Source organism: Caloramator sp. ALD01 (genome assembly GCF_000472625.1).
Lineage (GTDB): Bacteria > Bacillota > Clostridia > Clostridiales > Caloramatoraceae > Thermobrachium > Thermobrachium proteoclasticum.
In genome coordinates this window covers 21279-45176 of sequence record NZ_AXAA01000015.1, presented here as the reverse complement: position 1 = coordinate 45176, position 23898 = coordinate 21279, and the positions used below count along the sequence as shown (strand labels likewise).

Below are 23898 nucleotides of genomic sequence, written 5' to 3'. Positions count from 1 at the left end.
GTGCTTGGCACCTTTTGTTTATTTTTTTTATACGCTTCTATGATAGCCATATAAAGGAGTCTGCATCTGATGGCATTCTAAGGTCGCCTCTTGGTGAGAAGCATACGCTTCCAACTTTAGGCCCATCAGGCATACAGGAACGTTTAAACTGCTGAGTAAAAAATCTTCTATAAAATACATTTTGCCATTTCTTTATATATTCTTTATCATATTTATCGGAAAAGGCGTGTTCAGCAAGGAAAAGTACCTTTTCAGGAGGCATATTGTATCTTATTGCATAATAAATAAAGAAATCGTGGAGTTCGTATGGACCTACTGTATCCTCTGTTTTTTGTTTAATATTACCCTCTTTATCAGGGGGGAGAAGTTCTGGGCTTATTGGTGTGTCTAATATATCCTTTAATATGTTTTTAGCTTCTTTATCATCGGTTTTTTCAGCATACCAATCCACCAAAAACTTTATAAGTGTTTTTGGAATACTTGCATTTACTGCATACATTGACATATGGTCTCCATTATATGTACACCATCCAAGTGCAAGTTCAGATAGGTCACCAGTACCCACCACAATACCACCTATTTTATTTGCAATATCCATAAGTATTTGAGTTCTTTCTCTTGCTTGAGTATTTTCATAGGTTAAATCGTGTATATCTTTATCGTGTCCTATATCCTTGAAGTGTTGTAGACACGCATCCTTAATATTTATTTCCATAAGTGTGCATTTTAGAGATTTAATTAAATTTACAGCATTTGTATAGGTTCTATCTGTTGTTCCAAAGCCCGGCATTGTTATAGCAATTATATTTTCTGGTGGTATGTTTAATTCCTTAAAGGTTTTATAGGTAACAAGGAGAGCAAGAGTAGAATCAAGTCCTCCCGAGATACCTATAACAGCCTTTTTTAGTCCTGTATGTTCAAAACGTTTTGCTAAACCTGCTACTTGAATATTGAATATTTCATTGCACCTTATATCTATTTCTTGTTTGTTTGACGGAATGAATGGAGTCTTTGAAATATATCTATCAAACCCATCAATGCTAAGTTTATTAAATATAGTATTTACAGTTTGGTATTTTACATTAGATACATTGAGGCTATCTATAAAAGTTTTATTAACCTGTCTCTCGGAGTTTAATCTGTCTACATCTATATAGGAGTATATAATTTGACTCTCCCTTTTAAATCTTTCTGAAGACTTTAAAAGAGAACCATTTTCGCATATTAATAGGTCGCCGCTAAAGACTAAATCTGTTGTTGATTCGTAAACTGAAGCGGAGGAATAGATATACCCACATATACATCTTGCACTCTGTCCCTTTATGAGTTCACGTCTGTAGTCAGATTTTGCAACCACTTCGTTGCTGGCGGATAGGTTTAATATTATATTTGCACCATTTACACAAAGAAAACTACTTGGAGGTATAGGTGCCCATACATCTTCACATATTTCAACACCAATTCTTAATCCTAAATTCTTATCTTCTATAATAACATTTCCAAATGGAACTTTTTCATCAAATAAATCTATTTCTTCAATATGAGATACTTCAAATCCAGAAGTAAACCACCTTTTTTCATAAAACTCCCTATAGTTAGGTATGTACATTTTAGGTACAACAGCGAGTATTTTACCGGATTTAAACAAAACTGCACAGTTTAAAAGTATGTGATTTATTAAAATAGGCATTCCAACAGCACAAAGTATATCAGTATGTTTTGTCTCATCTAAAATATTTTTAAGTGCTATGTAGCTATCATTTATTAATTTTTTTTGTGAAAATAAATCAGCACAGGTATATCCGGTTATACTAAGTTCAGGAAAAACAATTACCTTTGCAAAATTTTTATCTGCTTCTAATATTATATTTTTTATTTCCTCTGCATTATAAAAGGGATTTGCAACTTTAAGCTTAGGTGAAGATGCTGCTACCTTTATAAAACCAAAATTATTCACACTATCACTCCCTCTTTAGTATCTAATTCTAATTTACTACAAATTTTTAATTTTGGTAAGAAGGATATATTAATATTAAATAGAACTTTTAGTATTGAAGGGAGTGATTTAATGTATAGGGCATCAAAAAATGCAAAGATAGAAAGTTTACTTCTTATAATGTTTGGAATTTCAATTGGTATTTTTCCTTTATTAAGTGGAAAAACTATAGGAGTTGAATCAATTTTAACTTCTATTTTAGTGGTTGCACTTGGTATTTATATGTATAAAAGAGTTAATAGATTAAGGGTTATTATCCACAATGATAGGATAGAGTATTTTGGGGAATCTAATAAAAGTGATAAAGTTATATACTTTAACAACATATACCTTGTGGAAACTGTGAATAAGTCAGGCGCTTTTTTAACCTTTATTGTGGATAAATACAAAGAGGGTGGAAGATGGATCATTAGAGGTACTTTTCCACAGGCAACAGAAAAGGAAATGGGAAGGGATAAGGATATAAAACTTGATTTTAAAAAGAGTCTATGTATTGATAGTAGAAAGATAGAAAATAGTAGAGAAATAGTTGAAATTATCTGTTCTAAAATATCAAAAAATAGGGTTTCAGAAGGCACAGAGTATTATATAAAGGGTATAAAAAAAGAGGAAAGTGATGAGGGTAAAGACGACAAGGTTAATAATTTAATATATAAAATAATAATGTCTATAAATTTAATAGGTCTTTTAATTGTTTTGATGTTTTTAGAAGGAAAATCACCAATATTAAAAAACGTATATTTTAAAATTTCAACTTTCATTATCTTTTTAATAAATGGGGTTTATTCTCTTTATTTGCGTGTAAAATATAAGAATAATAAAAGCTATAAAATAATATTTAATATAGGGATAATAATAAGTATTCTTGTTATATCTTTAATGTTTACATAAGCCCTGCAGCCTTGTAGGGCTTATGTACGTTATAATTCTTAATATATGTATTTTTTATTTAAATAATATACGTCATAAAACGAAATATAAATAATTCAACAATAAAATTATTCGATTTTTTATTGACTTAAAGATATGGGTTTGGTAGTATTTTATTGGAGTTAAAAGGAGGGGTATTATGAAAAAATATGATGTAATTATAGTAGGTGGAGGACCTGCAGGAATTTTTACTGCCCTTGAGTTGGTAAAACAAAACCAAAATTTAAGTGTTGCTCTATTTGAAAAGGGTAAAAGTATGCTAAATAGGAAATGCCCCAGCAGTGAAAATAAGGTAAAGTGCGTAAAATGCAATCCCTGTTCTATAGTTTCAGGATGGGGAGGAGCAGGTGCATATAGTGACGGCAAGTTAACTTTAACTACTGAATTTGGTGGAGTGTTAGATGAATATATAAGCAAGGTAGAATTACAAAGCTTAATTGATTATATAGATAAAATTTATTTGGAGTTTGGAGGACCGAGTGAGATACACGGTGAGATAACTCCAAAGGTTGAAGAGATAATGAGAAGGGCGGCTGCGGCTGACCTTAAGTTTATACCTGCAAGGATAAGACATCTTGGAACAGATAATTGTTTTAATATATTAAAGTCTATGGAGGAGTATTTAAGAAAGAAAATAGATGTATTCACTCTAAAACCAATTAGGGAAATTATAATTGAAGATGACAGGGCAAAGGGAGTAATTACACAGGATGGAGAAGAGTTTACTGCTGATTATGTAGTAGTTTGTCCTGGGCGTGAAGGCTCTGATTGGTTTTTTAGAGAGGTTGAAAGATTAAAGTTAGAGTTTGATACAAATCCAGTCGATATAGGTGTTAGAGTTGAGTGTCCTGCGATTGTTATGAAGGACATAACTGATGCAGTTTATGAGTCAAAGCTTATATACTATACAAAATCCTTTGATGATAGGGTTAGGACCTTCTGTATGAACCCAAATGGTGAAGTTGTTGTTGAAAACAACGATGGGATTAAAACTGTAAATGGACATAGCTATGCCAACAAAAAAACAAACAATACAAATTTTGCACTACTTGTAAGTAAAAACTTTACAAAACCCTTTAAATCTCCAATAGCATATGGTAAGTATATTGCAAGTCTTGCTAATATGTTAGGAGAAGGGGTTATAGTACAAAGATTAGGAGATCTCCTTGAAGGAAGAAGGACAACAGAGGATAGATTAAAAAGAGGACTTGTGGAACCAACTTTAGTTGATGCAACTCCAGGAGATTTAAGTTTAGTTTTACCATATAGGTTTTTAACTGATATAATAGAGATGTTAGAGGCACTTGATAAAGTAGCTCCAGGTATCTATTCAAAACATACACTTTTATATGGTGTAGAGGTTAAGTTTTACTCAATGAGATTAAAACTTACAAATAGCCTTGAAACACAAGTTAAAAATTTATTTGCAGCAGGTGATGGTGCAGGAGTAACAAGAGGACTTGCTCAAGCATCGGTATCGGGAGTTATTATTGCAAGAGAAATTATAAATAGGATGAGGTGATTAGATGTCAGCACTTGTAGTTATTGGAGCCCAATGGGGAGACGAAGGAAAGGGAAAGATAACAGATTTTTTAGCAGAGGGAGCAGATGTTGTAGTTAGATATCAGGGAGGAAATAATGCTGGACATACAGTTGAAGTTTTAGATAAAAAATATAAGCTACACCTAATTCCATCGGGTATTTTATATGATACAAAGCTTTGTGTTATAGGAAATGGTGTGGTTATTGATCCAATGGCCTTCTTTGAGGAACTAAATTATTTAGAGGGAGAAGGAGTTAATGTTTCACCAGAGAAATTGGTTGTAAGTGATAGAGCCCACGTTATAATGCCATATCATAAGATTTTAGATAAACTTTCAGAACAAAAAAGAGGAAGCAAGGATATAGGAACTACAGGTAAGGGGATAGGACCTTGCTATACAGACAAACACGAAAGAACAGGAATAAGAATTTGTGACCTTTTAAATAAAGAAACACTTAAGGAAAAGCTTGAGCTTAATATTGCAGCAAAGAATAAAATAATAAAGGAAATATACGGAGGAGAAGAACTAAATTTTAATGAGGTTTATTCAAAATATGTTGAGTATGGTGAAAGATTAAGACCTTATGTAAAGGATACATCAGTTATTCTTTATGATGCTATAAAGGCTAATAAGAAGGTTTTATTCGAAGGTGCACAGGGAACCCTTTTAGATATAGACTATGGAACATATCCCTATGTTACATCTTCACATCCAATATCAGGTGGGGTATGTATTGGAGCAGGTATAGGACCTACTATGGTTTCAAATGCAATAGGTGTATGTAAGGCATATACAACAAGAGTTGGTAAAGGGCCATTCCCAACGGAGCTTTTTGATGAAATGGGAGATTACATTAGAGAAAAGGGATTCGAATATGGAACAACAACAGGACGAGCAAGAAGATGTGGATGGCTTGATTTAGTTATATTAAAGTATGCTGTAAGAATATCTGGTTTAACAAGTCTTGCTATAACTAAATTAGATACTTTGGCTAATATTGACAAGATAAAGGTTTGTGTTGGTTATGAATTAGATGGAAATGTTATTGATTACTTCCCAGCTTCATTAGATGATTTAGATAGATGTAAGCCTATATATAAGGAATTTGATGGTTGGGATAGTTCAGTTGAGAAGGCAAAAACCTTTGATGACCTACACGAAAATGCTAAAAAGTATTTGAGATTTATAGAGGAATATACAGATACAAGAGTATCAATAGTATCAGTTGGTCCCAATAGAAGTCAAACTATAGTTGTAAATAAGTATTAAAAATAGGGTGGTGTCATCCACCCTATTTCCATAAATTACATCAAAAAAATTTTAAAAAAGATGTTGACTTTTAAAAAGAAATCGTGTATTATATACAAGTGTCGGGGCGATGAGCCGAGACGATAAAAGAAGTTGGCCCCTTGGTCAAGCGGTTAAGACACCACCCTTTCACGGTGGTAACAGGGGTTCGAGTCCCCTAGGGGTCACCATATGGGCGCGTAGCTCAGCTGGGAGAGCATCTGCCTTACAAGCAGAGGGTCACAGGTTCGAGCCCTGTCGTGCCCACCAAAAATGGCCCAGTAGCTCAGTTGGTTAGAGTGCCGGCCTGTCACGCCGGAGGTCGAGGGTTCGAGCCCCTTCTGGGTCGCCATATTTGCCGGCTTAGCTCAATTGGCAGAGCAACTGACTTGTAATCAGTAGGTTGTAGGTTCGATTCCTATAGCCGGCTCCATAAAGCACGCAAGATGCGTGCTTTTATTATTTAGTGTAAGCTAAATTACATTAACTTGTTCGATAAAAAATGCTGGGAGACCCAGCATTTTTTATTTCTTGAACTTCTTCTGAATTCTGATATCCTCACCATAAAATTTAAACAAAGTAAAATGACCTAATATTCTTGAGGTTATTCTTTCAGGATAGTTTTGAACAATATCATTAAGTTGAAAGTTTGTTGATATAAGCATTTTTTTCTTGTTTAGAATTCTTGTGTTTATTATATTAAAAAGCTCGGAGTATGAATAGGGAGTTACAGGTTCTGTTCCAAGGTCATCTATAATTAAAAAGTCGCATTCTAAAAGCTCATTTAGTTCGTTATGATTTGATGATTCTTCAAATCTGCATCTTCTTATAATATCAATTAGGTTTGAAGCAGTTTGATATATAACTACTTTACCCTTATCAAGAAGTTCCTTTGCAATGCAATTAGATAAAAAGGTTTTTCCTAAACCAGAGCTTCCATAAAAGAAAAGGCTCTCATTTGTTTTATCAAAGTTTTTTGTGTAATTTACCGCGTAGGCGTATATTCTTTCTATATTTTCTCTTGGACTTAAGGGTTCATTTTCATAGGGAATACTTGAATAATACTCAAAGTTGAAGGTATCAAAGTTTTCAGCCCTTAATATTTCATTTAAGTTTGATTGCTGATAATATCTATTTATTAATTTTTGTCTAAAACAACTACAGAATTTGTTGTTTATATATCCTGTATCTTTACATTTTTTACATTTATATTTTATCTCCATATAATCTATTGGATAGCCGTATTTTGATAGAAGTTCAGTCTTTTCTATTTTTAGGTCTGTTATTTTTTCCTTTTGAGATTTAATATATTCCTCTATATCTTCTATTTCTTTAGACACAACTGAAGTTGCAATATTAAATCCAATAGAGGATATTTCTTTGTCTATTTCTTTTATTCTTGGTATTTTTTCATAAATTTCATTTATTCTTTTTTCTTGTTCTGTTTTTGCGTTTTCCCTAAGTTTTTCGTATTCATTTATAATTTCAGATACATATTTATTCTTCATTTAACTCACCCCTTCCAAGGAGTTTTTTCTCAAGTTCGGTTATATCATATTGTCTCTGTCCACTATATGCAATGTACGGATGTTGACTCTTAGAAGCTTTTTCTTTTTTATTTGCCTTCTTATCAAGTCTTTTTATATCATTCACATTTTTTACTCCTAAATTATACCAGTCAGTTACTATTTTATCTATATAATTTAAGTTTGGTTCGTTTATTCTCATAATTGCTATCCTGCAGGCCTCTAAAATAACGTCAATGGGCATATTATAACTATATATCCATTTTTCTAAAAGTTCCTCTTGAGGAACAGATATATCAGAGTCTTTAAGTCCAATATAGTTTAAAATTTGCCTATATTTTGTCCATTTTTCTTCGTGTTTTCTTATATGGTTTTGGGCATCCTCAATTGTTTTTATACCCTTTTCGTGCCATCCTATAGCAACCTTTTCAATATATCTAATATCTGTTTTTTTCTTAGATACGCAGTATTCAATTAAAAATATTAAAACTTCAAAGGAAAAATGAAATTTATCCATAAGCATAGTAAAGAACTTATAATCAGAAGGGGTTAGAGGCCTTCCTAAAGCCATTTCTATATCTTTAAATATATTTTTGGTATTATCTATAATTACAAAGCACGAATCATCATCTAAATTTAATGTATTAAAACTAACCTCTCCAGAGTCTGATATATGAATTAACCCATTTTCCTGCCAATAGCCTAATGCATTGATTATTTCTGATTCTGATATATTTAGCTTTTTTGAGATAGACTCTGTTGAACATACTGTGTTAGTATAGGACAGTCTAAGTAGAGTTAGATACACTTTAATATAATCTCCGTGGGCCTTAGGAATATATTTGTCTATAAATGTAGTTGATAATGGTATAAACTTTGGTTCTGGAGGCGTTAATGATATATTTGGCATACTGATCACTTCCTAATGTATTATTAGCTTATACTATTATAGCAGAAGTGATTTTATACCACAATAAACTAAGAGTATGAATAAAATATCAAAAAATTCATATAATATGTTAGAAACTGTTACTTGCCCAAATTAGAAACTTATAGTATTATAAAAATGTATGAAAGGAGGGGAAGTGGTGTATTTATTGGGGAAAATACAAAAGAAATTAAGCATTGCATCTTTAGTGGGGGTGCTATTAGGTTTATTTTTATCATTATTTGCAGTAAACCTTCAAATTAAATCTAATTCAATTTATATGGTTAAAGTATTAGATAAGGAAATAGGCTATGTAAAAGGTGTTGAAGTAGTAAAAAACGTTAAAGAAAAAATAAAAATGACTGATGGAATAGATTTGTCAAGGGATGTCAAAGTAATTGCTGAAAAAGAATCAAATAAACATCTAATAGATGAACAAGAACTTGAGGTTAGGTTAAGAAAAGAATTTAAACTAAAAATACCTGTCTATGTTGTAAAGGTAGGAAATAACCAAATCGCTGTGCTTGCAAGTAAAAGGGATTATGAAGCTTTAATTGAAACAATAAAGAATAGATATATTCCTAAATATGATAAAACTAAGAATGTAGAAATAAAATCATTTAAGATAGATGAAAATCTTTTAACAACAATTCAGTATGTAGATGCAGCGTTGGTTGAAGATGTCGATGATGTTGCAGAAAAAATAATTAAAGGAAAGCTAATTGAAGAAAAGTATGTAGTTAAGCAAGGAGATACTATCTGGAATATCTCATTAGATAAGGGGATAAGTATTGATGAAATAGCTACATATAATCCCAATATAAACTTAGATAAAATAAAAATAGGACAAGAAATTTTGATAGTAAGAAATGAGCCATTTTTCAATGTTGAAATAGATGTTAATATAGTTTCAGACGAAGAAGTTCCTTACGAGGAAAAACAAATATATGATAAGACTATGAACAAAGGCAAGAAGATAGTAAAGGAAGAAGGTAAAAATGGTCTTGCTGAAGTTACAAAGAATATTAAAATAGTAAATGGTGATGTTGTAGAAGAAACAATAGTTTCTTCAAAGTTAATAGAGGAGCCTAAGAACAGCGTTGTAGTAATTGGAACAAAACAATCTCAATTAGTTGCGACAGGAATGTTTATAAGGCCATCAAGAGGATATATATCTTCTTACTTTGGTAGAAGATGGGGTAGAATGCATCAAGGAGTAGATTTAGCAGGGCCAACTGGAACACCAATCTATGCAGCAGATACAGGAAAAGTTGTATTTGCTGGCTGGATGGGAACCTATGGTAAGTGCATTATGATTGACCACGGAAATGGTTATAGAACTGTATATGGCCACGCAAGTAAATTATATGTTTCTGAAGGGACAAGGGTAACAAAGGGACAATTGATTGCGGCAGTTGGTTCAACAGGTAGGTCCACAGGACCACACCTTCATTTTGAAATAAGGAAAAATGGAGTACCTCAAAATCCACTTAAATACATAAAGTAAGCCATTTAGGCTTACTTTATTATTTTATCAAAAACAAACATTCCACATCCTTGGGCATTTTTATTTTCACCTATAGATCTGCAGGATAATATAAGAATACTCTTAACATCCTTTACTGAAATATTATTGTATTTTTCTAAAATAAGTGCGATAGAGGCACAAATTATTGCACAGGATATAGAGGTTCCTGAAGCAGACTTATATGGAGATTGAAGTGAATATTTATGTTTTGATGTTGGAACATATTTTGTATCGCAGTTTAGAGAAAGCACATCAATGCAGGGAGCGACAATATCAGGTTTATTTATTCCATCAAAGGTAGGGCCTCTTCCTGAAAAATCGGCAATAGATATGTGTTTTTTTGATAAATCGACATTAATTCCTCCTACTGTTATGACATTTTTCATATTACCCGGGAAATAAATGCTCATATTTTGGGGGCCTAAATTTCCTGCTGGTACAACAGGAACTATGTTATTTTCCAATAGTTTATTTATTGCTATTTCTAAAGGGTTTATATACAGTTTGTTTAAATAAGGGAATTCAAAGGGTAAACACGCTATTTTAATGTTATATTCATCTTTAAGTAGAACTGCATCTTGAATAGCAAAAATTATATCTGACATATATCCAAATCCAAGTGAATTAAAACATTTAAATATACAGAGTTTTGAATCTGGTGCAATTCCTTTATATGATTTATTAGTGTGCCCATTAGATGCAATTATTCCAGACAAAAAGGTTCCGTGCCCGTTATCATCATAGGGTTTATCAATTTTGTTTATATAGTCCTTAAAGTATATAATAGTATTTTTGTTAGTTATAAGATCTGGATGAGGAAAACAACCTGTGTCAAAAAGTGCAATCCCAATATCCTTTCCTGTTAAGTTAATGTTGTGGGCAAACTTTACACCTATGCTTTCAGAAACATTATTTAAACATAATGATGCCTTATAATCAAAGCAGATAAAAGAGATGTCTGGGTTTTCAGATAATCTGTCTATGGAAGTGGGTGAAATTTCACAGGCTATAGCATTTATTATTGTGTATTCATACTTTATCTTTCCTCCATTACTTATTATGGAACCTCTTGTAGTTTTAACATTATTTTTATAGCATATTATTACAGGAATTCTGCGTTTTAGGTTCGGTGTCATATATTCCTTCAGTTTTTTATCTATTTTCTTATTTAAAAATAAAAACATATAATCACCTAATAAATTTATGCAATACATTATATGCATTTATTCTTAAAACTGTTACAAGTTGATTGTGCAAACCATCAATGTTAAAATGAAGATAAGGGAGGGATTATTATGGCGTTGATAGATTTCAAATGTAAAGAATGCGGAAATGAATTTTTTGAAATAGTAAACTCGGATGAAAAGGTTGTATGCCCAAAATGTAAAAGTGATAATGTTGAAAGAGTGTATAAGGGTAAGTTTTATGGAAAGGGAAATTGTAGTGGAGGATGTTCAACCTGTTCAGGATGTCATTAAAAGTTCTATAGATAAAAATATTTTCAAGGGTATATAATATAAAAAACTGCCTCAATATGTATTGAGGCAGTTAAATTATGCAGAGAATGTTTTTTTAGTATAAATAACAATTAGTTTATCAAGTTCTTGGCTAAGTTTTAAAATTTTACTATATTCTTCTTTTTTTATTCCATCCTTTAATTTTAAATTCAGTTCATTGGAAAGTAACTTAATCTTATTTCTAATTTCATCTTTTAGCATTCTAATCCCCCACCATTTACTCTTTTTAAGACAGCGACAAAGGATATTTTAACATTAATGTATGCACAAATCAATATTTGTTAAAAAATTTATCATTAATTTTATTTAACAAAATTGATGTTTTTTATATGTTCAATAAATGCTCTTGAAGCAGGGGATAGAGTTTTTTTGTTGTGATAAACAAGATATATAGGTCTTATTATGTCTAAACCATTTATAGTATGACACCTTAAAAGGTTAGCTTCTATTAAATCTTTGCAGGCATAATATGAAACGATAGATACACCAATCTTGCTTTTTACTAGTTGTATTACCGTCTCTAAGGAATTAGCGTTTATTATTGTATTAAGATCCTCAATATTAAAACCTATTTCATATAGTTTCTTTTCAAAAATATGTCTTGTAGCAGAGCCATCTTCTCTTTGGATAAAAGGCAATTTAATAATATCTTTAAAATCTACCTTTTCATTTAAATTGTCAAAATTACTTATTAAAACAAGTTTGTCTTGAAATATATTTGTATATGTGAGTTTACAGTCATCTATCATATCTCCAACAATACCTAAATCAACATTAAAGGAAATAAGTTGGTCAACCACATATTGTGTACTTCCTTCCTTTATATCGTAATTAACTTCATTATATAATTTACTAAAGGATTCAATAATTTGAGGAAGTAAAAATCTACAAGGTGTTGTACTGGCGGCAATAGTTATTTTACCGCATATTCTATTATCATATAGTGATAAACTTGAAATAGCATTGTCTCTTATATTAACTAAATTTATAGCGTACTCATAAAAAAGCTTTCCAGCTTCAGTTAAACGTATGTCTTTTCCGTTTCTATCAAACAGCATAACCTTAAGTTCCTTCTCTAAAGAGGAAATATGAGAACTTATTGTAGGCTGTGATAAAAAAGTAGCCTCTGCTGCCTTAGAAAAACTTTTATATTTTGCAACATTAATAAATGCCTCAATTTGCTTAAAATCCATACCATCACCCCAATTATATAGTAAATGAATATTAACAATTTTTCAACAAATATTATAGATTAACATTGGAGTTATAATTTGTTATCAAAAAATATAAAAATATGTATTAAAAAATCTAATATAAAATGCTATAATATCAATTATGGGTATAAAATAGGATAATTATCTTTAAATATAGATTACAAGAAGGATGGGTGCTGTTTATGGAAAAGTTAATTATTGAAGGTGGTATTCCTTTAAAGGGAGAAGTAGTTATAGGCGGAGCTAAAAATGCAGCTGTTGCAATACTACCTGCAGTTATACTTGCAGATAAGGGAGAATTTATAATTGATAATCTTCCTGAAATTGAAGATATAAAATGTCTTGAAGAAATATTAAGGAACCTTGGGGCAAAGGTTGAAGAAATAAGTGATACAGCAGTAAAAATAGACATAAATGGAGTTAAGGACTACAGAGCCTTAGGTGAAGAAGTTAAGAAGATGAGGGCATCATATTACCTATTAGGTTCATTGCTTTCAAAGTTTGGACGTGCAGAGGTTGCCTTCCCAGGAGGATGTCCAATTGGGGTAAGACCAATAGATCAGCACATAAAGGGATTTGAAGCAATGGGGGCAAAGGTAACTGTTGAACACGGTGTTATTAAGGCCTATACAGAAGATGGTCTAAAGGGTGCCCACATATATCTTGATGTTGTAAGCGTAGGTGCGACAATAAACATAATGCTTGCGGCAACAAAGGCAAAGGGAGTTACAATTATTGAAAACGCAGCAAAGGAACCCCACGTTGTTGATGTTGCAAACTTTTTAAATAGTATGGGAGCAAAAATCAAGGGAGCAGGAACAGATGTAATAAAGGTATATGGTGTTGAAGAATTAGTGGCGTGCAATTACAGCGTTATACCAGATCAAATAGAAGCAGGAACATATATGGTTGCAGCAGCAGCAACACTTGGAGATGTTGTATTAAAGAATGTAATACCAAAACATCTTGAATCAATTACTGCAAAGCTCTTAGAGATGGGAATAACAGTTGAAGAGGGAGAAGATACAGTAAGAGTTTGTGCAAGTAAAAGACCAAAGGGTATAAATATAAAGACGCTTCCATACCCAGGTTTCCCAACAGACCTTCAACAGCCTATGTCAACTCTTTGCACAATAGCAGAAGGTGTTAGCATAATAAATGAAAGTATTTGGGAAGGTCGTTTCAAGCATTGTGATGAATTAAAGAGGATGGGAGCAAAAATTAAAGTAGAAGGAAGAGTAGCTGTAATTGAAGGGATTGAAAAGCTATCTGGTGCAGAGGTTGCAGCGACAGACCTAAGAGGGGGAGCCGCTTTAGTTGTTGCTGGACTTGTTGCAGATGGAATAACAGAAGTTACCAACATTCGTCACATAGATAGAGGATATGAAAAAATAGAGCATAAGCTTCAGGCTTTAGGAGCAAAAATAAAAAGAGTAAAAGAAGAAGGGGCTAACTAATACGTTAGCTCCTTTTTGCTACTCCACTTTTTATTGCTGCTTCATAGACTGATTTTGCAACCTTTTTTTGTACCTCTAAGTTAAATGGCTTTGGTATAATATATTCTTCATTTAATTCCTCATCTTTAACTGATTCTGCTATTGCAAGGGCTGCCGCTATTTTCATCTCTTCATTTATTACTTTTGCTCTTGCATCAAGTGCACCTCTAAATATTCCTGGAAAGGCAAGAACATTATTTATTTGGTTTGCAAAGTCTGAACGGCCTGTACCAACAATTCTTGCACCAGCTTCCTTTGCATCCTGTGGGAATATTTCAGGCGTTGGATTTGCCATTGCAAACACAATAGCATCCCTATTCATTGCTTTAACCATCTCTTTAGTTAATACGTTTGGAGCTGATACACCTATAAAAACATCTGCACCTACTATAACGTCCTTTAGTTGTCCTTTTTCGTTATTTGGATTTGTAATCTCCGCAAGTTTCTTTTTTGCCTCATCAACATTTTGTATTCCTCTATAAAGTGCTCCTATTTTATCGCATACAACTATATTTTTTGCACCGTAGGATAAAAGAAGCTTACAGATTGAAGTTCCAGCTGCACCAGCACCATTTATAACTATTTTTAAGTCCTCAAGCTTTTTATTTACTATTTTTAAAGAATTTATAAGTGCCGCTAAGCACACAATGGCAGTACCGTGTTGGTCATCGTGGAAAACTGGAATATCAAGTTTTTCCTTTAACTTTTCTTCAATTTCAAAGCACCTTGGAGCAGAGATGTCCTCAAGATTTATTCCACCAAAGGATGGAGATATCTTAACAATTGTATCTACTATTTCATCAACTTCCTTTGTATTTAGTACTATTGGGAAAGCATCAACATTTGCAAATTTTTTAAAAAGAACAGCTTTGCCCTCCATAACAGGAAGTGAGGCAAGAGGCCCTATGTCACCAAGTCCTAAAACTGCAGTTCCATCAGAAACTACAGCAATTGTGTTCCATTTTCTTGTATATGTATATGCAAGCTCAGGGTTATTATGTATTTCTATACAAGGTTGTGCAACACCTGGTGTATATGCAAGGGATAAATCACTTGAATTATTCACTTCAACCCTTGATATAATCTCTATTTTACCTCTCTTTTCTTCGTGAAACTTCAGTGCTTCATCATAAATGCTCATTTTATCACCCCATTTTTATAATATCAAGAATATTATAACATAAATAATTTCCATTGTAGTTATAAATGAAAAAAAGTAAAATATACATATGAAAGGAGAGAGAATATGGATTTTTGTAGTTTATACAGTGGAAGTAGTGGAAACTCAATATATGTAGGGAATGAGAGAACAAAAATATTAGTTGATGCTGGTTTAAGTGGTAAAAAAATTCAAGAGGGACTTTTAGATATAGGTGTTAATCCAAATGAAATAAATGCAATATTAATAACCCACGAGCACGATGACCATATTAAAGCAGCGGGAATATTATCAAGAAGGTTTAACATACCTATTTATGCAAATGCTGATACTTGGAGTGCAATGGAGTCTCAGATAGGGGATGTGAAGGAGGAAAATATAAAGGTTTTTAGTACTTATAAGCCCTTTGAGATAGGAGATATAACAGTTATACCATTTAAAATACCTCACGATGCCTCAAACCCCTGTGGTTATAGTTTTATTGAGAAGAATAAAAAGATTTCAATTGCAACAGACATTGGGCACGCAAGCAGGGAAGTTAAGGATAACATAAAGGATTCTGATCTAATACTCCTTGAGTCTAACCACGATGTTGAAATGTTAAAGGTAGGGCCATATCCTTATTATTTAAAAAGAAGAGTTTTAAGTGATGTAGGACATTTATCAAATGAGGATTGTGGAAGAACAATTGTGGATATACTAAATAGTAGGATAAAAAGGATAATATTAGGTCACTTAAGTAAAACAAATAACTATCCAGAACTTGCATATAGAACAGTTTTATCTATTTTAGAATCTAATGGAATTAGGGACGGGGTAGACATTGATTTAGACATTGCTCACAGGGATAGGGTAGGTAAATATTATTCTGTATAAGAGGTGAGGTTATGGAGTATTATGGCAGAAGAAGACCTTCTGCATTCGGCTATTTTTTGTCGGCATTTTTTGGGGCAGTAATAGGAGGATTTTTGCTTTTAACCTTTGCACCAGAGGCACTTTTTCAAAGATTTCAGGTTAAAGAACCAGAAAAGGTTGAGGTTAAGAAGGAAGTTGTGTATGAAACTGTAAGCACTGATGTGACAAAGGCAGCAGAGGAGGTTATTCCATCAGTTGTTGGGATAAAGACGACAAGGATACAGAGAAGCTTTTTTCAAAACAAAAGGGTACAGGGAGTAGGAAGTGGAATTATAATAGACAATGAAGGGTATATTTTAACAAACAATCACGTTGCAGGATATTCATCAACTAATATAGTTGTATCCCTTTATGATGGTAGGGAGGTAAATGGCAGAGTTGTATGGGCTGATGAGGTTTTAGATCTTGCTATTGTAAAAATAGATGAAGGAAACCTTAATGTTGCGAGGCTTGGAGATTCAAAGAATGTAAAAATAGGTGAACCAGTTATTGCAATAGGAAATCCACTTGGTCTTACATTTCAAAGAACTGTTACAGCAGGAATAATAAGTGCATTAAATAGAACAATTGAGATTTCTGAAGGAGTTTTTATGGAGGATTTAATACAGACAGATGCATCAATTAATCCTGGAAACAGTGGAGGGCCTTTGGTTAGTACCAAAGGAGAAGTTATAGGTATAAATACTGTAAAGGTTACGACTGCAGAGGGAATAGGTTTTGCAGTTCCAATAAATATAATAAAGCCGATAATAAATTCAATAAAGGCCACAGGAAAATTTGAAACACCTTCACTTGGAATAAAGGGTTTTGATAAGAACCTTGCGGGATACTTTGATTTTAAGATAGAAAAGGGCATATATGTCTATGATGTGTTAAGGGCAAGTCCTGCAGCAAGGGCAGGAATTAAAGAGGGCGATGTTATAGTATCAATCAACGGTAAGGAAGTAAATACAATGATGGAGCTTAAGGAAGAGATGTTTAAAGTAGGTGTTGGAGGTACCTTAACTATTACAATTAAAACACCTGTTGGAACAACTAAAAATGTAGAAGTGAAGTTATAGGCCTAAAAAGGCCTATTTTTATATAAAAGTTTTTTGTAGAAAGGAGAGTACTAATGAATATTACTATAGTATCAGTTGGAAAATTGAAGGAAAAGTATTTAAAGGAAGGAATAAATGAGTATTTAAAGAGGCTATCAAAGTATGCAAAGGTTGATATAATCGAAGTTCCAGACGAAAAGGCACCAGAGAATCTCTCAAAGAGGGAAGAGGAGATGGTTAAGGAAAAGGAAGGACAAGGTATATTAAAGTATATAAAGGAAAATATGTATGTAATAGTGCTTGACATAAAGGGTAAACAGCTCTCTTCAGAGGAGCTTGCAGACTTTTTAAGCCAAAGGGCAATTTTAGGTGAAAGCAACATTGCCTTTGTAATAGGTGGTTCCCTTGGTCTTTCACAAACAGTTTTAAACAGGGCAAATTACAAACTATCCTTTTCAAAGATGACCTTTCCACACCAACTTATGAGGCTTATACTCCTTGAGCAGATTTACAGGGGATTTAGGATAATAAACGGTGAACCGTATCATAAGTAGTTGACAATTAGGCATACATATTATGTATAACTTATTAATAAAAATAAAGGAGAAAATATAGTCTATCCTTTATTTTTGTATATTTACGAAAATAATACTTTTGCACTTTGTATTTATATGGAAATGGTAATAGTGTGTGTTAAAATTAAAAAGAAGGAAGATAAATATAAAAAGCTTCCTTCTTTTTAACTTTATTTTTGGTTGTGAATTCTATAATAGAGTTGAGTTTTATTATAAAAAACCTATTACAAATAAAAACAAAAACGTATATCAATTTCTAAACTCATATCCATCTTGTAAAAATCTATTGCATTTTATATCATTTATAAATATCTTGATTAGGTTAAAAAGTGGAAGTAGATACAGATATACTGCATATGGTATAAAGCCTGTAGAGCTAACCTTCATAGCAGTTGTTGGTACAAAGGCGGCAATATTCCAGGGAATTAGTGCAGCTAATACAACAGCAGTGTTTTCTAAATCTAATGCAAGTTGGTAGTTATCAACTTCATTGTTTTCATAGCTTTTATTCATAAGATGCTGTGTTAGTATAATTGCAATAGACTGATTGCAACCAAAGGCTCCGGTTATGATGCTTGTTATGCTTGTGTATAAAAACAAAGTATATCTGTTTTTGGCTTTTAGTAGTATATCTTCTATGGACTTAAACATATTAGTTCCACTAAATATTCCAGATAGAGCACAGGAAATAAATACAACTAAGGCGGCCTTCCACATTGATATTATTCCTCCACCCTTTAATATAATGTTTAGAGGATTAGAAGGGTTAAGTTTAAATCCCAGTACTAAAAATGTTAGTACTTCTTTTATGCTATATTGTTGAAAAATTATAGCAATGGAGGAGGCTGTTAGTATGCTTATAAACATTGATAGCTTTACATCAACTTTAAATAAGGAAAAAATTAGTATTATTATTGCTGGCATTAAAACTATTATATTTATTTTATATGTTTCAGCTATTTGTTGGCTTAAATTATTTTGTGTGAAACTTATAGGTTTTTGAAGAGAAAAAATAAAGTATATAGCAATACTTAATATAAGTGGGAAAATAGATGTTTTAATCATATTCTGTATGTTTATATATAGATTTGTCTTTGTAAGATTTGCAATAAGGTTTGCACTTGATGCCATTGGAGAACACCTATCTCCAAAGTATGCACCAGCTATAATAGCACCTGCTACAATGTTTATATTTATATTGGTACTTTTAGCCATTAAAATAAGTGCAACTCCAACTGTACTTACTGTTGCAAGGGCGGATCCTAAGAGAAGGGAAATAATGCAGCTAATTATAAAGCTATAGAGTATAAAAAACTTAGGATTCATATATTTTATGCCATAGTATATGATTGAAGGAACTGTTCCTGATGCCATCCATATACCTGTTATAGCACCGATTAATACAAATATCTTAAGTACAACAAGTGATTTCTTACCACCATCAAAGGACATATTAATAATGTCTTTTAAGCTAAAACCTCTTTTAATTGAAATAAAGCAGAAAACGAAAAAGCCAAAGATTAAAGGATAACCTATAAATATTCCCTTATAAATAGACAAGACTATTACAAAAAAAGTAACTGCCATACCTAAAATAACATCCATATTAACCCCTCTTTCGTATTTTATTCCCCTTAAAAAGTTACAAAAATATAATAAATATTCACAATTGTATAATAACACAAATGATTTGCTTTTACAAAGTGTTTTCGATAAAAAAATGGGAGAGTATATAAAAAATCATAATGTGTCGAATAAAATAGATTGTTTGTAGCTTTTGTATATGATACAATAATACTTGTTTTAAAAGATTAAATAAATTTATTTTGTTTAAAATTTGGAGGATGGGTATGCAAAGGAAAAGAACATTAAAGAATGTAGTAGTCTTAGTTTTATTTTTTGTTTCTTTAATATCTTTTAGCGGATGTAATAAGGAAGTTTCAAATGAAAGTAATCAGAATGAGCAGCATATAGTGGTTGCAAAGGCTGAAAATAAAAAAGAGGAAATAAAAGTAGATGCAGTAAGTAACCAACAACCTTCAGATAATAATAAGGCAGAAAATAAAGATCAGGATAAAAACAAGCCAAATACTTTAGCAACGAAAGAATCAAATAAAAATGCAACAAAAGAAAGTGTAAAAATAAGTGAAGTTAAAAATAGTACTCAAAAGCAAACAGTAGCGTTAACACCATTAGAACAGGAACTGTTAAAGGATATAAAAGAAAAGAATCTTACAAGTAAAACAGCATATATGGTAATTGTTGATACTCAAAAACAATATACGTATATTATGAAAAAATCAAATGGTTCTTGGGGATTATATAAATCACTTATTTGTTCAACAGGTGCACCAGAAACACCAACCCCTAAAGGAATATATACAATTCAAGATAGAGCACCTTGGTTTTTTTCTAAAAGATATCAACAGGGTGGAATGTATTGGGTAAGATTTAAAGGTGATTATTTATTCCATAGCTTACCTATGGATGAAAATAAAAACATAGTTGACTATACATTAGGAAAACCGGCATCCCACGGATGTGTAAGATTAAAGGTTGAAGATGCAAAATGGTTCTATAATAGTATACCATTTGGAACAAGATTGTATATAAAATAACCCTGCAAAGCTCTGCTTTGCAGGGTTTTAGCATATTTTTATGTTGTTTTTATGTGCAAAGTTATAAAAATCCTTTTCAACAGTATCATAAACCTTTTTATCGTGGAACATAATATTATCCTCTTTGAAGATAAGTACAGATTTTTTGTCCTCTGTATTAAATCCATCTGTGTGTAGCACCTGTACTCCCTTTGAACCATTTAGTGGCACAAATACATTTTGAAGTTTATCATACACCTTATTAAATCCTTTGTAATATGGTATTTCTTTAGAAATATTTTCTACTATATCCTCTATATTTTTAAGTTGGATTCCAAGATTATATGCAAGTTTTAGGAATATACATAGGTTATCTGTTTCTAATAAAGGTTCGATAGCTTTATTTAATTTTTGTACCTTTCTACAAGAGTTAGTATAGGTTCCGCATCCTTCAGCAGAGCTTGCAATTGGTATCACTATATTTGAGTTTTTAGTAGTATCTGTTGCAAACAGGTCAAAGGTAGCAAGAAGCTTTAAATTCTTTAGTACATTAGAATAGTCATTATAAATATCTTCACCAATTACAACAAGCCCCTTTATTTGTCCATTTTCTACTTCCTTTAAAATTTCATCTCCTGACATATTGATTCCCATATCAATAAAGCCCTGTGTATTTGCCTTTGAACGAAGTAATATTATACCGCTGTGAGGTTTACCAACCTTTTTGCATAAAGATAGAGCATCTGCTAAAAGCATAAGGGAGGCTTCACTTGTAGTGTCCTCATCAACTACTATTATGGTCTTTTTAGCTTGTGCGTAGATATTGGCAAATTCTTTAGCCTCGGTAGTTACTTTGACATCTTTGATAAATTCCTTTAATGCATCAAAGTTATTGCAACTGTTCTTTGCTTCTTTTTCATTTATATGTTCTTCGATAATTGATTTTATAAATCCCTTTAGGAAGTCTAAATTATTGTCAACTTTATAGAATTTGTTTGACCATTCTTTAATTCTTGAATCGTTACTATTTATTGAAACAAGTTTTACTTTATTTGCTGCATTTTTTAATCTTGTAGCAAAGGCAGGATGGTTTTCAGCTACGTCTCCGAAGGATACAATAAGTTCAGTACTAAATAGTTCATCATAACTGTTTGTTGATGCATCATAACCAAATATCTTTTCAAGTACGGCATTTTTCATTGCCATAGAACCGATATATTTTGTATTTAACTTTTCAGCAATTTTTCTTAAAACAAAGGCCTCTTCATTTGTAAATTTAGGTGAAACTAAAATACCAATGCTGTCTTTTCCATACTGTCCCTCTATGAGTTTTAATTTCTTAGAAAGAAGGGATAGAGCTTCATCAATGGATAGCTTACTCTCTGCATTTTCATAAAAGACAAATGGAGTTTTAAGTCTTAAATTGCTATTTATATGTTCAGTACCAAATCTTCCTCTTGCACAAAGAACTCCTGCCTTTTCTTTGTTTGGAAGAGTTTTAAATACTAAATCCCCCTTTGATTGATAAACAACCTCACAACCAGCACCACAGTAGCTACAAACAGAATGAACCTCATCAAATTCTACAGGAACTTGCTTATTTACAGCGGCTCTATCTATAAGTGCTCCAGTTGGACAGACATCTACACATTGACCGCAGGAGATACAGGAGCTTTGATTTAGGGGTAGGTTGAATTCAGGTATAACCTCAGAATTAAATCCTCTTCCCTTAAGTCCAAGGGCAGTTATACCCATAACTTCTTCGCAGGTTCTGTAGCAGAGACCACATAAAATACATTTGTCAGGGTTTCTTAAAATGAAAGGATGAGTATCATTTAAATCTCTCTTATGCTTTTCGCCCTTTATTCTATCTACCTTTATGTTGTATTTTTGAAGATAGTTTACTAATTTACATTCAAAATAGTCGTGACAGCCACATTCAAGACATCTTGAGGCTTCTTTGATTGCCTGTTCTTCAGTTAAGGCCTTTGAAATTGGTCTAAAGCTTATTTTTCGTTCACTACTTGGAAGTACATATTGTTCTTGTCTTTTTTCCCTACTATACTTTTTAAAATCCTCTTCAGTTAAATCATCTTGAACTATGTAGCAGGGGTTTGGAACAGAAACTTCTTCTCCCTTTAAATAATTATCTATAACATAGGCAGCATTTTTACCCTGTGCAATTGCTTCTATTGCAATTTTAGGACCTGTTACTGCCTCACCACCAGCAAATATACCTTCCATACTTGTTTTAAAGTTATTTGGATTAACAGAGATAGTTCCCCATTTTGTAGTTTCAAGTTCCTTTACGCACTCGGGGTTAACCTTCTGTCCTATTGCAGAGATAATAAGGTCTGCCTCAAAGGTAATCTCATCACCCTCAATTGGAATAGGTTTTCTTCTACCAGATTTATCAGGCTCTCCAAGCATCATCCTTTGACATCTTATAGCCGTAGCTCTTTTTCCATCTCCCATAATTTCTATAGGAGCAACAAGGAATGTAAACTCAACTCCTTCTTCTTCAGCCTCTTTAACTTCAATCTCTTCAGCAGGCATTTCTTCCTTTGTTCTTCTGTATAGTACTTGTACACTTTTTGCACCAAGTCTTACAGCAGTTCTTGCTACGTCCATAGCAGTATTACCGCCACCTATTACCACAACCTTCTCTCCAAGGTATATAGGTTCTGAAAGGGTTGCTCTTCTTAAAAACTCAATTCCCCCCATAACCCCATCTAATTCTTCACCAGGACAGTTAAGAGGAGTGCTTGCCCAGGCACCTATGGCTATAAATACTGCATCATAGTTCTTCTTTAGATATGGAATTGTAATATCTTCTCCAAGTTTTGTATTACAGATTATTTCAACACCCATTTTAGTTAGAGTATTTATTTCTGCATCAAGAAGTTCCTTTGGAAGGCGATATTGAGGTATTCCATATCTTAACATTCCTCCAGGATGCGGTTGTGCTTCGTATATAACAACCTTGTGTCCCTCCATTGATAGGAAATAGGCACAGGATATACCAGCAGGTCCTCCACCTATTATTGCAACTTTTTTCCCAGTTGAAGGTTTTACTTCTGGGACAAAGGGCCCCTTATTTATATCAATTTCTCCTATGTATCTTTTCAGATCTGCAATTGCAATAGGTTTATCAACTTTACCACGTCTACATTCACTCTCACAGGGGTGAGGACAAACTCTACCTATACTTGCTGGTAGGGGAATAACCTTTTTAACAAGTTTTATAGCCTCATCATATTGACCGTTGGCAATGAGCCCAACATAACCTTGGCAGTCGGTATGTGCAGGACAGGCATTTACACAAGGAGGTCTACAATCTCCTCTGTGGTCAGATGATAAAAGTTCGAGAGCTGTTTTTCGGGCAGCAATTGTACGCTTTGTGTCTGTTCTTATAATCATACCATCTGATGGGAAGGTTGAACAGGCACGAACAAGCTTAGGGCTTCCTTCAACTTCAACAACACAAAGTCCACAGGAACCATAGGGTTTTGTGTTTTGGCTGTAGCATAGGTTTGGTATATCGATGCCATTTTCAAGAGCAATTTGAAGAATGGTTTTATCATCGGTTGTGGTAATTTCTCTATTATTTATATTAACCCTTATTAAAGACACATCTATCACTCCC

19 protein-coding genes and 4 tRNA genes are annotated in these 23898 nt (G+C 32.6%); 14 read left to right on the top strand and 9 right to left on the bottom strand.

The annotated features are described in order from the left end of the window. Positions 1-37 precede the first annotated feature (37 nt). Positions 38-1957, bottom strand: coding sequence for an NAD(+) synthase (locus tag A3M9_RS0107540; RefSeq protein ID WP_027308682.1), 1920 nt, complete (start codon positions 1955-1957; stop codon positions 38-40). Between the two features lie 111 nt (positions 1958-2068). Between A3M9_RS0107540 and A3M9_RS0107535 the strand changes: the two genes are divergently transcribed. The 7 genes from A3M9_RS0107535 to A3M9_RS0107505 all read left to right on the top strand — a co-directional run bounded on the left by A3M9_RS0107535 (position 2069) and on the right by A3M9_RS0107505 (position 6190). Next, the gene (locus A3M9_RS0107535) at positions 2069-2887 is read left to right on the top strand and encodes a hypothetical protein (RefSeq protein WP_027308681.1); all 819 of its coding nucleotides are present in this window, start codon (positions 2069-2071) and stop codon (positions 2885-2887) included. 175 nt (positions 2888-3062) lie between these two features. Continuing rightward, positions 3063-4448, top strand: a complete 1386-nt coding sequence (locus tag A3M9_RS0107530; protein WP_256379681.1) for an NAD(P)/FAD-dependent oxidoreductase — start codon at positions 3063-3065, stop codon at positions 4446-4448. Positions 4449-4452: 4 nt separating this feature from the next. After that, a complete protein-coding gene (locus tag A3M9_RS0107525; protein ID WP_027308679.1) occupies positions 4453-5739 on the top strand; it encodes an adenylosuccinate synthase in 1287 nt (428 codons plus the stop codon). 134 nt (positions 5740-5873) lie between these two features. Then, positions 5874-5948 (top strand) — tRNA-Glu (locus tag A3M9_RS0107520). A gap of 3 nt (positions 5949-5951) precedes the next feature. Beyond that, positions 5952-6027 (top strand) — tRNA-Val (locus tag A3M9_RS0107515). Between the two features lie 5 nt (positions 6028-6032). After that, a tRNA-Asp gene (locus tag A3M9_RS0107510) sits at positions 6033-6109 on the top strand. Between the two features lie 5 nt (positions 6110-6114). Then, positions 6115-6190 (top strand) — tRNA-Thr (locus A3M9_RS0107505). A 91-nt stretch (positions 6191-6281) separates the two neighbouring features. Here A3M9_RS0107505 and A3M9_RS0107500 read toward each other — a convergent pair. Together A3M9_RS0107500 and A3M9_RS0107495 are read right to left on the bottom strand one after the other, a co-directional pair. Further along, positions 6282-7265, bottom strand: a complete 984-nt coding sequence (locus tag A3M9_RS0107500; RefSeq protein ID WP_027308678.1) for an ATP-binding protein — start codon at positions 7263-7265, stop codon at positions 6282-6284. Then, positions 7255-8193, bottom strand: coding sequence for a DnaD domain protein (locus A3M9_RS0107495; RefSeq protein ID WP_051350655.1), 939 nt, complete (start codon positions 8191-8193; stop codon positions 7255-7257). Before A3M9_RS0107495 ends, A3M9_RS0107500 begins: the two co-directional genes overlap by 11 nt. 178 nt (positions 8194-8371) lie before the next feature. On the opposite strand from A3M9_RS0107495, the gene A3M9_RS13450 reads away from it, so the two are divergent. Beyond that, a complete protein-coding gene (locus A3M9_RS13450; RefSeq protein ID WP_051350654.1) occupies positions 8372-9718 on the top strand; it encodes a peptidoglycan DD-metalloendopeptidase family protein in 1347 nt (448 codons plus the stop codon). Between the two features lie 11 nt (positions 9719-9729). Here the strand turns inward: A3M9_RS13450 and A3M9_RS13445 are convergent, their stop codons facing one another. Further along, positions 9730-10923 carry a S8 family serine peptidase gene (locus A3M9_RS13445; RefSeq protein ID WP_051350653.1) on the bottom strand — a complete coding sequence of 398 codons (1194 nt, stop codon included), beginning with the start codon at positions 10921-10923 and terminating at the stop codon, positions 9730-9732. 111 nt (positions 10924-11034) lie between these two features. Here A3M9_RS13445 and A3M9_RS0107480 point away from each other — a divergent pair, with 111 nt between their 5' ends. Beyond that, complete coding sequence (locus A3M9_RS0107480) at positions 11035-11217, top strand: FmdB family zinc ribbon protein (protein ID WP_027308676.1); 183 nt, start codon at positions 11035-11037, stop codon at positions 11215-11217. A 75-nt stretch (positions 11218-11292) separates the two neighbouring features. Here the strand turns inward: A3M9_RS0107480 and A3M9_RS14625 are convergent, their stop codons facing one another. Both A3M9_RS14625 and A3M9_RS0107470 read right to left on the bottom strand, forming a co-directional pair. After that, a complete protein-coding gene (locus tag A3M9_RS14625) occupies positions 11293-11457 on the bottom strand; it encodes a Spo0E family sporulation regulatory protein-aspartic acid phosphatase (RefSeq protein ID WP_156897884.1) in 165 nt (54 codons plus the stop codon). 101 nt (positions 11458-11558) lie between these two features. Beyond that, positions 11559-12449: a selenium metabolism-associated LysR family transcriptional regulator gene (locus A3M9_RS0107470; protein ID WP_027308675.1), complete on the bottom strand. Its 891-nt coding sequence runs from the start codon at positions 12447-12449 to the stop codon at positions 11559-11561. Between the two features lie 203 nt (positions 12450-12652). On the opposite strand from A3M9_RS0107470, the gene A3M9_RS0107465 reads away from it, so the two are divergent. After that, a complete protein-coding gene (locus tag A3M9_RS0107465; RefSeq protein ID WP_027308674.1) occupies positions 12653-13927 on the top strand; it encodes a UDP-N-acetylglucosamine 1-carboxyvinyltransferase in 1275 nt (424 codons plus the stop codon). Between the two features lie 4 nt (positions 13928-13931). Here A3M9_RS0107465 and A3M9_RS0107460 read toward each other — a convergent pair whose 3' ends face one another. After that, positions 13932-15107, bottom strand: coding sequence for an NADP-dependent malic enzyme (locus tag A3M9_RS0107460; protein ID WP_027308673.1), 1176 nt, complete (start codon positions 15105-15107; stop codon positions 13932-13934). 105 nt (positions 15108-15212) lie between these two features. On the opposite strand from A3M9_RS0107460, the gene A3M9_RS0107455 reads away from it, so the two are divergent. From A3M9_RS0107455 to rlmH, 3 genes are read left to right on the top strand one after another with little or no spacing between them, the layout of a single operon-like run. Next, positions 15213-16001 (top strand): MBL fold metallo-hydrolase, encoded by a 789-nt coding sequence (locus tag A3M9_RS0107455; RefSeq protein WP_027308672.1) that lies wholly within the window; start codon positions 15213-15215, stop codon positions 15999-16001. Between the two features lie 11 nt (positions 16002-16012). Continuing rightward, on the top strand, positions 16013-17101 hold the full coding sequence (locus A3M9_RS0107450; RefSeq protein ID WP_084424697.1) for a S1C family serine protease: 1089 nt from the start codon (positions 16013-16015) through the stop codon (positions 17099-17101). Between the two features lie 53 nt (positions 17102-17154). Continuing rightward, positions 17155-17634 (top strand): 23S rRNA (pseudouridine(1915)-N(3))-methyltransferase RlmH, encoded by a 480-nt coding sequence (gene rlmH, locus A3M9_RS0107445; protein ID WP_027308670.1) that lies wholly within the window; start codon positions 17155-17157, stop codon positions 17632-17634. A 270-nt stretch (positions 17635-17904) separates the two neighbouring features. Here rlmH and A3M9_RS0107440 read toward each other — a convergent pair whose 3' ends face one another. Further along, entirely contained in the window at positions 17905-19260 is a 1356-nt protein-coding gene (locus A3M9_RS0107440) for a Na+/H+ antiporter NhaC family protein (RefSeq protein WP_027308669.1), read from the bottom strand. Between the two features lie 245 nt (positions 19261-19505). Here A3M9_RS0107440 and A3M9_RS14205 point away from each other — a divergent pair, with 245 nt between their 5' ends. Next, positions 19506-20273 carry a L,D-transpeptidase gene (locus tag A3M9_RS14205; RefSeq protein ID WP_051350652.1) on the top strand — a complete coding sequence of 256 codons (768 nt, stop codon included), beginning with the start codon at positions 19506-19508 and terminating at the stop codon, positions 20271-20273. Between the two features lie 27 nt (positions 20274-20300). Here the strand turns inward: A3M9_RS14205 and A3M9_RS13435 are convergent, their stop codons facing one another. Beyond that, on the bottom strand, positions 20301-23885 hold the full coding sequence (locus tag A3M9_RS13435) for an NAD(P)-binding protein (RefSeq protein ID WP_035166115.1): 3585 nt from the start codon (positions 23883-23885) through the stop codon (positions 20301-20303). Positions 23886-23898: the final 13 nt, after the last annotated feature.